12 protein-coding genes are annotated in these 11137 nt (G+C 64.0%); 4 read left to right on the top strand and 8 right to left on the bottom strand.

Annotated elements, in window-relative coordinates:
* Positions 1–489 (bottom strand): Rv2732c family membrane protein (locus CH289_RS23840; RefSeq protein WP_094728813.1); only part of this gene is annotated, 489 nt, incomplete at its 3' end.
* Positions 486–2009: a tRNA (N6-isopentenyl adenosine(37)-C2)-methylthiotransferase MiaB gene (miaB, locus tag CH289_RS23845; RefSeq protein WP_027498549.1), complete on the bottom strand. Its 1524-nt coding sequence runs from the start codon at positions 2007–2009 to the stop codon at positions 486–488. The genes CH289_RS23840 and miaB, both read right to left, overlap by 4 nt.
* Before the next feature lie 237 nt (positions 2010–2246).
* Between miaB and CH289_RS23850 the strand changes: the two genes are divergently transcribed.
* The 4 genes from CH289_RS23850 (at position 2247) to CH289_RS23865 (ending at position 5560) form a co-directional block, all read left to right on the top strand.
* Positions 2247–2975, top strand: coding sequence for an amino acid ABC transporter ATP-binding protein (locus CH289_RS23850; protein ID WP_170947588.1), 729 nt, complete (start codon positions 2247–2249; stop codon positions 2973–2975).
* Positions 2976–3091: 116 nt separating this feature from the next.
* Complete coding sequence (locus CH289_RS23855; protein ID WP_019664106.1) at positions 3092–3919, top strand: glutamate ABC transporter substrate-binding protein; 828 nt, start codon at positions 3092–3094, stop codon at positions 3917–3919.
* An 82-nt stretch (positions 3920–4001) separates the two neighbouring features.
* The gene (locus CH289_RS23860) at positions 4002–4679 is read left to right on the top strand and encodes an amino acid ABC transporter permease (protein WP_026347608.1); all 678 of its coding nucleotides are present in this window, start codon (positions 4002–4004) and stop codon (positions 4677–4679) included.
* The gene (locus CH289_RS23865; protein WP_019664108.1) at positions 4679–5560 is read left to right on the top strand and encodes an amino acid ABC transporter permease; all 882 of its coding nucleotides are present in this window, start codon (positions 4679–4681) and stop codon (positions 5558–5560) included. Before CH289_RS23860 ends, CH289_RS23865 begins: the two co-directional genes overlap by 1 nt.
* Before the next feature lie 94 nt (positions 5561–5654).
* Here the strand turns inward: CH289_RS23865 and CH289_RS23870 are convergent, their stop codons facing one another.
* The 6 genes from CH289_RS23870 to CH289_RS23895 form a co-directional block, all read right to left on the bottom strand.
* A complete protein-coding gene (locus tag CH289_RS23870; RefSeq protein WP_019664109.1) occupies positions 5655–6203 on the bottom strand; it encodes a regulatory protein RecX in 549 nt (182 codons plus the stop codon).
* A 16-nt stretch (positions 6204–6219) separates the two neighbouring features.
* Positions 6220–7254 carry a recombinase RecA gene (recA, locus tag CH289_RS23875; protein ID WP_019664110.1) on the bottom strand — a complete coding sequence of 345 codons (1035 nt, stop codon included), beginning with the start codon at positions 7252–7254 and terminating at the stop codon, positions 6220–6222.
* 210 nt (positions 7255–7464) lie between these two features.
* Positions 7465–7659 (bottom strand): DUF3046 domain-containing protein, encoded by a 195-nt coding sequence (locus CH289_RS23880; protein WP_019664112.1) that lies wholly within the window; start codon positions 7657–7659, stop codon positions 7465–7467.
* A 23-nt stretch (positions 7660–7682) separates the two neighbouring features.
* Positions 7683–8831, bottom strand: coding sequence for a glycosyltransferase (locus CH289_RS23885; RefSeq protein ID WP_027498550.1), 1149 nt, complete (start codon positions 8829–8831; stop codon positions 7683–7685).
* Between the two features lie 22 nt (positions 8832–8853).
* The gene (locus CH289_RS23890) at positions 8854–10422 is read right to left on the bottom strand and encodes a glycerol-3-phosphate dehydrogenase/oxidase (protein WP_094728741.1); all 1569 of its coding nucleotides are present in this window, start codon (positions 10420–10422) and stop codon (positions 8854–8856) included.
* Positions 10419–11027: a TetR/AcrR family transcriptional regulator gene (locus CH289_RS23895; RefSeq protein ID WP_020110215.1), complete on the bottom strand. Its 609-nt coding sequence runs from the start codon at positions 11025–11027 to the stop codon at positions 10419–10421. Before CH289_RS23895 ends, CH289_RS23890 begins: the two co-directional genes overlap by 4 nt.
* Positions 11028–11137 lie beyond the last annotated feature (110 nt).

Here is an 11137-nt window from a genome sequence, read left to right on the forward strand (position 1 = left end):
GCGGACAGCCTTGAGCCAATGGAACGTCAGGGCGACGACGAGTATCCATCCGAGGACGAGGCCGATTCCGGGGCCGCTGCCGACGGAGTCGGCGGGCAGGGTCTGACGAGACCAGATGGACAGCATGCCGAAGACCGATGCCACTCCGGATCCGGCCAGTGCGATCCAGGCGAGGGCCCAGATTCGGGTGACGAGTGCGAGGACTGACATGACCACGGCGAACACGAGCACGAGCCAGACGTAGATCCGCGAGGGCAGTGCGATGGCGTCGGCGACGGCGGCGTCGTTTCCGGACAGTACGTCGAATCCGTTGACGGCGCCGGTGTGGGGCAGGGCCAGCGACAGCAACAGAAGCATCACCAGCGAGGCGACGACGACGGCGCGCACACCCGGGTCGATCTCCGAGTCGATCTGCTTTTCGGCTCGGTCGTAGTCCGGGGCCCGGTAGTCGTCGGTTGCGTGCTCGGGGTTCTTGTCGGCGTCGGTCATAGTGCGCATCCTGTCGTGGCGGGCAGCGGGGCGGGGGCGCCGATGGACGGCAACCCCAATCCGACGCCGATGGGTGCCGTCTTCGGCACGGTTCCTCGTTCGTAGGCATCGCCCGCGGCGGTCCGGCGGTGCGATGCGACGCCTGCGTCGGCGATGAGGTGATAGGGCGCGGCTGCGGTGATGGTGGTCGTCACCACGTCGCCCGGGCGGATTGCGGCGAGCTGTTCGGCTTCGCCGCTGAAGTGCACCAACCGTCCGTCCCGTGCCCGGCCGCTCTTGCGGTGGGTGGCTGCGTTCTTGCGGCCTTCACCGGTCGCGACCAGGATCTCCACGCCGGTGCCGATCAGCGCACGGTTCTCGCCGAGGACAATCTCCTCCTGCAGTGCGATCAGGCGGTTGTATCGCTCCTGCACCACTTCTTTGGGAATCTGCCCGTCCATGTCCGCGGCCGGTGTGCCCGGCCTCTTGGAGTACTGGAAGGTGTAGGCGTTGGCGAACTTCGCCCGGCGCATGACCTCGAGTGTCTGTTCGAAGTCCTCTTCGGTCTCGCCCGGAAATCCGACGATGATGTCGGTGGTGATCGCGGCGTGAGGCATCGCTGCACGCACCTTGTCGATGATTCCCAGGAACTTGCTCTGGCGGTAGGACCGGCGCATCGACTTGAGGATCCGGTCGGATCCGGACTGCAGCGGCATGTGCAGTGTGGGGCAGATATTGGACGTCGACGCCATCGCCTCGATGACGTCGTCCGTGAACTCGGCCGGATGAGGTGATGTGAACCGGACACGCTCCAGCCCGTCGATGGCTCCGCAGGCTTTCAGCAGAGCGGCGAACGCTCCGCGATCACGGGCCAGAGCCGGATCGGCGAACGACGCGCCGTACGCGTTGACGTTCTGACCGAGCAGTGTGACTTCGAGGACGCCCTGGTCGACGAGAGCCTGGACTTCGGCGAGAATGTCCCCCGGCCGTCGATCGATTTCCTTGCCACGCAGCGCGGGCACGATGCAGAAAGTGCAGGTGTTGTTGCAGCCCACGGAGATCGAGACCCATCCCGCGTACGGGGACTCACGCTTCGCCGGAAGGGTCGACGGGAACGCCTCGAGCGATTCCAGAATCTCGACCTGGGCTTCGTCGTTGTGTCGTGCGCGTTCGAGGAGGACGGGGAGGGATCCGATGTTGTGGGTGCCGAACACCACGTCCACCCAGGGAGCTTTCTTGACGACCGTGTCGCGATCCTTCTGAGCGAGGCATCCGCCGACGGCGATCTGCATCCGAGGGTTGCGCCCCTTGGCGGGCCGAAGCATTCCCAGGTTGCCGTAGAGCTTGTTGTCCGCGTTCTCGCGAACTGCGCACGTGTTGAAGACCACCAGGTCTGCGTCGGTCCCCGAGTCGGCCGGCACGTAGCCCGCCTCTTCGAGGAGTCCGGCGAGTCGCTCCGAGTCGTGCACGTTCATCTGGCAACCGTGCGTTCGTACCTCGTAGCTCCGAGCCTCGGACCGTGTAGCTTCTTCGTTCAACATCGACACACACCAGACTAACAGCGCCGTACCTCGTGCTCTGCGACGCCGGCGCGCATCGGGCCATGTCACACGTCACTCGGCACCTGGGGCGATACCGACCATCAGTAAAGTTTCCATTACATAATCCGAATCAGCGGGTGAAAACCGGTGAAGACGAGCAAACTACGAATAGGGTTCTGCTCTATGACGCACGCCACCGACGCGCCGGCTTCCGGTGCTCTTGCCGATCGACCCCCCATGATCTCTCTGAAATCGGTAGACAAGCATTTCGGTGATCTGCACGTTCTCAAGAACATCGATCTCGAGGTTCCCGCCGGACAGGTCGTCATCGTTCTCGGACCGTCCGGTTCCGGAAAGTCGACCCTGTGCCGAACGATCAACCGCCTCGAGCCCATCGACTCGGGGACCATCGAGGTCGACGGGTCCGTACTTCCCGCCGAGGGGAAGGCTCTTGCTGCCCTGCGCGCCGACGTGGGAATGGTGTTCCAGTCCTTCAATCTGTTCGCGCACAAGACGATTCTCGAGAACGTCATGCTCGCCCCGCAGAAGGTCCGCAAGCTCAAGAAGGACGAGGTACGCAAGTCCGCTCAGGCGCTTCTCGAGCGTGTCGGAATTGCCAATCAGGCCGACAAGTATCCCGCTCAACTCTCGGGCGGACAGCAGCAGCGTGTGGCCATTGCACGGTCGCTCGCAATGAACCCCAAGGTGATGCTGTTCGACGAGCCGACCTCCGCGCTCGACCCCGAGATGGTCAACGAGGTTCTCGACGTGATGACGTCCCTGGCCAAGGAAGGCATGACGATGCTCGTCGTCACGCACGAGATGGGCTTCGCCCGCAAAGCAGGTGACCGCGTCATCTTCATGGCCGACGGCGCCGTCGTCGAGGACACCGATCCCGAGACGTTCTTCACCGCCCCCGAATCCGAACGTGCCAAGGACTTCCTCGGCAAAATCCTCGGCCACTGACTCCGCTCGAAACACTGACTCCGTTAGAAACACTGACTCCGCTCGAAAACATCTTGACTCGAAACGCTCTCTCTGCTGGAACATTTCGCAGTACCAACCTCTGGAGGAACACAGTCGTGAAAATCAATCGCACACTCCGCGTCGCAGCAGGAATCGCAGCGCTCGCTGTCGTGGCCACCGCATGTGGTGGCAACGAAGAGCGCAGTGTGTCGTCGAGCGCGGAGGACGGCAACCTCATCGTCGGCATCAAGTACGACCAGCCGGGTCTCGGCCTGCGCAACCCCGACGGCACTTTCAGCGGCTTCGACGTCGAGGTCGCCAAGTACGTTGCCGGTCAGCTCGGTGTGTCCGAGGAGAACATCGAGTTCAAGGAAGCCCCGTCCGCTCAGCGCGAGACGCTGATCCAGAACGGCGAGGTCGACTACGTCGTCGCCACGTATTCGATCACCGATACTCGCAAGGAGAAGGTCGGTTTCGCCGGACCGTACTTCGTTGCAGGACAGTCACTGCTCGTCACGGACGCCAACACCGACATCACCGGTCCGGCATCGCTCGAGGGCAAGCGTCTGTGCTCGGTGTCCGGATCCACCCCCGCACAGAACATCGCCGACGAGTACCCCGGCGTTCAGCTGCAGAACTACGACACCTACTCCGCGTGCGTCGAGGGTCTGCGCAACGGTGCGATCGATGCCGTCACCACCGACGACATCATCCTCGCCGGTTACGCCGCCCAGTACCCGGGTGAGTTGAAGGTCGTCGGCGAGCCGTTCACGACGGAGAACTACGGCATCGGCTTGGCCAAGGACGACACCGAAGGCCGTAATCAGATCAACGACGCCATCGAAGAGATGATCTCGAGCGGCGCATGGGAGCAGGCGTTCAACGACACCGTCGGTGCGTCGGGGTACACGCTTCCGGCCGCGCCCACCGTCGACCGCTACTGACGCACCACCTACCTGCGGGGGCATCCGATCGTTCGGGTGCACCCGCAGGTGAGTCCGCTCCAGCCGATTGGACACCCCTGCCTTGAACCTATTGAGCAAGTACGGCGATCAACTCGTCGACGCGTTCATCATGACGATCAAACTGACGGTTCTGTCCGCGATCGGCGCCTTGATCCTCGGCACGATCATCGCCGCGATGCGCGTGTCTCCGATTCCTATCGCGCGTGCCATCGCGACCGGTTACGTCACCGTCTTCCGCAACACTCCTTTGACGCTGATCATCCTGTTCACGTCGTTCGGTCTGTACCAGACCATGGGCGTCGCCCTGGCTCCGCAGGATTCGCCGACGTTTCTCGTGGACAACAACTTCCGCCTGGCTGTGCTCGGTTTGAGCATCTACACTGCGTCGTTCGTCGCGGAGTCGCTCCGGTCCGGTATCAACACCGTCCCGGTCGGACAAGCCGAAGCCGGCCGTTCCCTCGGCATGACCTTCACCCAGAACATCACGATCATCGTGCTACCCCAGGCATTTCGTGCGGTGATCGGCCCGCTGGGCAGCGTGTTGATCGCGTTGACCAAGAACACCACCATCGCGTCGGTCATCGGTGTCGCAGAGGCGTCGTTGTTGATGAAGACGATGATCGAGAACGAGGCCGCCATCTTCGTCGTCGGTGGAATCTTCGCCCTCGGGTTCGTCGTCCTGACGCTCCCGACCGGACTGCTGTTCGGCTACCTCAGCAAGCGATTGGCGGTGAAGTGATGAGTGACGCCGTAGCCGTTCTCTACGATGTTCCCGGCCCCAAGGCCAAACTCCGGTACCGAATTCTGTCCGGTGTCGTCCTACTGGTCTCGCTGGGCATCGCCTACCTGATCTATCTCGCGCTCGATTCCAAAGGTCAGCTCACCGCGGACAAGTGGGACCCGTTCCTCGAATCCACCACGTGGACGACCTACCTGTTACCGGGCATCCAAGGGACGCTCGTAGCCGCAGCGCTGTCGATCGTGTTGGCGCTGATTCTCGGTGCGGTTCTCGGCATCGGGCGGCTCTCCGATCACCGCTCGGTACGCGTGATCAGCGGCGTCATCGTCGAGTTGTTCCGCGCCGTTCCCGTGCTGATCCTGATGATCTTTCTGTATGCGGTCTACGCCGAGTACGAAGTCTTCAAGGTCAAGTACCTGGCACTGGCCGCCGTGGTCACGGGCCTGACCCTCTACAACGGATCCGTCATCGCGGAAATCGTTCGTGCAGGCGTCAACTCGCTGCCGAAGGGTCAAACCGAAGCGGCGTCCGCCCTCGGCATGCGCAAGGGCCAGGTCATGAGTTTGATTCTGCTGCCGCAGGCCGTCACCGCGATGCTGCCCGCGATCATCTCCCAGATGGTCGTGGCATTGAAGGACTCGGCTCTCGGCTACCTGATCGGATACGTCGAGGTCGTCCGTGCCGGCCAGCAGGTCGGTGCGTTCTACGGCAACTACCTACCGTCGCTGATCATCGTCGCGATCATCATGATCGTGATCAACTCCTTGCTGACGAAGCTCGCGACCGTGGTCGAGGGTCGGATGCGACAGAAGAAGCGTAAGACCGGCGGTACCGTCGTACCGGCGGCCGACTTCGGCGGAGGACCCGCAGGCGCCGCCTGACCTCGCGTCGATCGGATACAAGACGAGGCCCGCAACACCATCGGTGTTGCGGGCCTCGTGTGTTCGACGGGATGCGCTGGTCACGGGTGGACGATCACCCGAGATCATCACCGTCGAAGTCTTCGGTTTCGGCTCCCAGACGGTCGAGCTGTTCCTTCACGACCGCAAATGCCATTCCCTGCGAGTAGCCGCGACGCGCAAGCATTCCAACGAGTCTGCGCACCACCTTGTCTCGCTCGGACCGCGCATCGGGACTCCCCGGCTCCGGGAGAGACATGGTCCGACACTTCTTCCGTACCAGTTCACTGGCGCGCTCGCGCTCGTCTTCGACATCGATCTGATCGAGTGCGATGCGAGCGAGGTCGTCGCTGACGCCCTTGGTGCGCAGTTCCCGACTCAGGACGTGTTTGCCTTTGCCGGAATACGTGTGCCGGGAATGCACCCACTGCTCCGCGAACGCTGCATCGTCGACCAATTTTGCTGTGGTCAGCCTGTCCAGCACTGCCGTTGCGACAGCGGGGGTGAATCCCTTCTTCGCCAAACGCGTTTCGAGTTCATGTCTGCTGCGTGCTCGGTCGGTCAGCAGCCGAAGGCAGACATCCTGCGCCTGCGCTTCGGTGCCACCACCTTCGCCTGAATCCACCGACAACTACCCAGACTTAGAACTCGACGGGCGCGGCTTCGTCGGTGGCCGTGACGTCGGCCCCGATCTGCAGCTTCTCCATGATCTTCTTCTCGATTTCGTCGCGGATGTCCGGGTTCTCGAGCATGAACTTACGAGCATTTTCCTTGCCCTGCCCGAGCTGATCGCCGTCGTAGGTGAACCAGGAGCCCGACTTGCGAATGAACCCGTGCTCGACGCCCATGTCGATGAGCGAGCCTTCACGGCTGATGCCCTTGCCGTACAGAATGTCGAACTCTGCCTGCTTGAACGGAGGCGCAACCTTGTTCTTCACGATCTTCACACGTGTGCGGTTGCCGACTGCGTCGGTGCCGTCCTTCAACGTCTCGATACGGCGAACATCGAGGCGAACGGACGAGTAGAACTTGAGTGCCTTACCGCCGGTGGTTGTCTCCGGGGAACCGAACATGACGCCGATCTTCTCGCGCAACTGGTTGATGAAGATGGCCGTGGTGCCGGAATTGCTGAGCGCACCGGTCATCTTTCGCAGCGCCTGGCTCATGAGGCGAGCCTGGAGACCGACGTGACTGTCTCCCATTTCGCCTTCGATCTCGGCGCGCGGCACGAGCGCAGCGACCGAGTCGATGACCAGAATGTCGAGCGCACCCGAGCGGATCAGCATGTCCGCGATTTCGAGCGCCTGCTCACCGGTGTCCGGCTGCGAGACCAACAGTGCGTCGGTGTCGACGCCCAGTTTCTGTGCGTAGTCCGGGTCCAGCGCGTGCTCGGCGTCGATGAACGCGGCGATACCGCCGTTGCGCTGCGCGTTGGCAACTGCGTGCAGTGCAACGGTGGTCTTACCCGAGGACTCCGGGCCGTAGATCTCGACGACTCGGCCACGCGGCAGTCCACCGATACCGAGCGCTACGTCCAGGGCGATCGACCCGGTGGGAATGACGGCGATCGGCTGACGAACCTCGTCACCGAGCCGCATCACCGATCCCTTGCCGAAGTTCTTGTCGATCTGCGCTAGTGCGAGATCGAGCGCTTTGTCGCGATCGTATGCAGGCATCGTGATCTCCTTGAGTGGTCTGTATCCGTGTGGTCTGTATCGGTGCGGTCTGTCAGCGTGGTTCGTAGTTCAGCGTGTTGTCGGTAACCGTAGAGCCACCCACCGACACGTTCGATCCAGCCGCACTCGACGAGCCCAACCGAATGACACCCAGCATAGGCGAACACGTGTTCGATTGCGTCATCCGACACGCGGAAAGGCCGAGAATTGTCACCAGCGACTACGCGGCACGTCGAACTCCTTGCACAAAGCGCGCCAGACCTCACGCGGATCGACCCCGGCCTCTATCGCCTCGGCGCCGGTGAGCCCGTCGATTCCGGTGATGACGTGATCGACCAGGATCGAGTCACCCCGAATCTGGCCGAACTCCTCGACGAGCAGTTCACGGAATTCAGTCAATCGCACCGCACAACCGTACCGAAACCGTGTCAGGCGAGAGCAGCGCGGCACACCTCGACCGCATCGTCGACGTCGTGCGCGCCTGCCGCAGCGTCAGCAGCAGCGCGGGCGTAGGACGGGCCCTCCAACACTGCCCGCACGGCGGATCCGATCGACTCCGGGGTCGGCGGACGAACCACGATGGCGCTTCCCTGACGCTCGGCGCGGTTGGCCAGCTCCCATTGATCCCCGCCGCCCGGGACCGCGACCACCGGAACACCGTGGATCAGAGCCTTCGACAGGAGACCGTGCCCACTACCGCACACCACGACGTCGGCTGCGCGCAACAGCGCGTCCTGACGCCCGAGACCAGCTACGGCCCACGTCGGCAACGACGACGGAGGGTCGTCGAGTATCGACGCCACCACGCGAGTACCGCTGCCCTGCATTCCTTCCAACGTCATCTCGAGCATTCCCACCGCTCCGGTGAACGCCGTCGACGGCGCCACCATCACGACCGGACCGTCGCCGGGCGGAGGTTCGAGAACCTCGTTGGTCGGCTCCCAGTGCAAAGGGCCCACGACATGCGCCTCCGACGGCCAATCCGGCCTCGGGACTTCGAGAGCGGGGATCGTGGCGATCAGTCTGGCCTTTGGCCCCGGATCCTCCGCGGGAAGTCCGATACCGACCCGAGCCGCACTGCGCTGCGCTCGGCCTTGTGCGATCGACCGTCCGGTCGCGGCGCGCATCATCCGATCGCGAAGCCTACCGCGGAATCCGACGCCACACGCGAGACCACTTCCGATGGGCGGCAACCCTTTCGACGGCGAGTACAGCGGGTGAGGTGAGAGCTCCACCCAGGGAACACCGAGTTTCTCGGCCGCCATACCGCCTCCGGCAGTCAGTATGTCGGAGACGACGAGATCGGCCGATACAGACCGAAGATCCGGAAGAAACTCCGTCGCGACGAATGCGGCGCGCGAGTGAATTCGCTGGCCCGCGTCCATGTCGTCGTCCTCGGGCCGCGGAGCGAGACCCTCGAGCAACCGGGTGTCCACTCCGGCTGCCCGCGCACCGTCGATCCACCTGGAACCGGTGAACAACACCGGCTCGTCCCCCGCCTCGACGAACTTCAGGCACAGAGCTATCGCAGGAAAAGCATGGCCTGGGTCGGGGCCTGCCACTACCGCTACGCGCACGGGTTCAGCGTGCCACAGATGTTCACCGACGCGTGTGCAGGAACTTCTCGAGCGCTCGCTCCGCGGAGTCCACGGCTCGCGCCCGATCGACGTCCACCAGCCCGATCCTCGTGCGTCGGTCGAGGAGATCGCCCACGGACCGAGCACCCTCGTACTGCACCGAGAAGGCCAACTCCGCCTCACAGATGTCGATCCCCTCCGCTACCGGTGCCCACCCACCAGGCATCCGGTCCGCGAGCGCTCGAACGAGCATGGCGTCGGCACCGAACCGCCGGACCACGGACACCGGGGCGTCGATGGCATCGAGGGTCTGCTGCGTCGCGGCCCCCACGAGCGGAATCGATGCCGTGCGCGAAGGTCCGAGCGTCTCACCGAGAGCCGTCGCCACCACGTCGACGGCCTGCTCGGCCATCAACCGGTACGTCGTCAGCTTGCCGCCGACCACACCGACGGGTCCGGCACCGTCGTCGAGCACGGCGTGCCGACGGGACAGGTCGGCCGAAGCGCCGTCACCCGAGGCCAGCAGCGGACGCAGCCCGGCGAAGGATCCGATGACGTCGGCGCGCGTCGGCGCCGGGTCGACGACGGTGCCGAGAACTGCGAGCAGGAAGTCCACCTCCGTGTCCGAGGCGACGGGGACATCCGGTACCGGGCCCGAGGTCGCCTCGTCGGTCAATCCGACGTACACGCGGCCGAGCGGCGCTGGAAGTGCGAACACGAAGCGGTTGCGCTCACCGGGTATCGGGATGGTGAGCGAACAGTTCAGCCCGCCGAACGTCGAATCGTCGAAGACCAGGTGCGTCCCGCGGCTGGGACGCAGGGTGATTCGGGAGTCGATCTCACCAGCCCACACCCCTGCGGAGTTGACGACGATCCGCGCCCTGATGCGAGTACTCTCTCCGGACTCGGTATCGGTGATCCGAGCCGACGTTCGGTCCACGTCGGATGCGCCGAGTCCGGTCAGGACGGAGGCCCCGTACGACGCGGCTGTACGCGCAACGGCCACGACGAGTCGGGCGTCGTCGACCAACTGCCCGTCCCAGGATCGTGCGCCGCCGCGCAGTCCGCGACGCCGAACAGTGGGCGCGGCGTCGACCACGCTGCCTGCTCCGATCAGATCTGCGCGTGGCAGCAACGCCGCGGGCGTCCCGGCGGCCGCTCTGAGTGCATCTCCTGCGGCCTGCCCAGCCCTGATCACGACGGCATCGACCCGAGAGACCGACTCGTGCAACGGAATGATCGTCGGGAGGCGCCGAACCAGATGCGGCGCTGTACGGGTCATCAGGATCCCGCGCTCCACCGCACTCTCGTGGGCGATCCCGACGTGGCCCGACGCTAGATACCGCAGGCCGCCGTGGACCAGTTTGGAACTCCACCGGCTCGTCCCGAACGCCAGATCGTGCTTCTCGACGAGAGCAACGCTCAGCCCGCGCGACGCCGCGTCGAGTGCAACGCCTGCACCGGTGACGCCGCCACCCACGACCAGAACGTCGACAACATGACCGTCCCAGAGCTTTTCGAGATCGTGTTCACGTCGAGCGCCGTTCAGCGCCGAACTGCCGGAGGGGGCCGAACTGCCGGAGGGTCTCACGGACCAGCCGGGCTGAGGTACGCGTCGACGGCGTAGGAGACTTCCGCGATCAACTCGTCACCGGGAATGCGCTGCGCGACCATGTTCGCCGATTGAACTGCGGACTGGACCATGAGAAGAACGACGGTCGCCAGATGAATCGTGTTTCCTGGGCGGATCGACGAGTCCCGTTGCCCTGCAGCCACGACGGGTGCGAGCGCGTCGATGATCAGCGACTGACTGGTGCCGAGCCGGTGGAGGATGTAGGTGGACAGGATGTCCGAGTCGGACTCGATGATCTTGACGAACAGCGGATGTGAACGCACCTTGTCCGCCACATCGCGTGCGGCGGAGGACACCTGTGGTCGGACAGGAGCGTCGAGATCGAACGACGGCATGACCGAACCGATCTCACGCGTCAGCAACGACGACACGACGGCCCGTGTGTCCGCCCAGCGCCGGTAGACCGTCGGCCGACTGACCCCGGCACGTCGAGCGATCTCGGCGAGAGTGGTGCGCCGGACACCGTGTTCGAGGATGCAGGAGCGCGCCGCGTCGAGCACCTGATCTTCGACGGAGGACGAATCCTTCACGGCAGACGAGCCTGCAACGGACTGGTCACTCACTGTCGGCACCTCGCTCGGTGGCCTCGAGAACTGATAACCGAGACCGGGTTACAAATATGCAAGCTGTGTAACACTATAGATCATGCAGGAACATCCCCCGGTGGAGCTGC

The sequence above is a fragment of the Rhodococcus sp. RS1C4 genome (assembly GCF_002258225.1).
GTDB classification, from domain to species: Bacteria; Actinomycetota; Actinomycetes; order Mycobacteriales; family Mycobacteriaceae; genus Rhodococcoides; species Rhodococcoides fascians_E.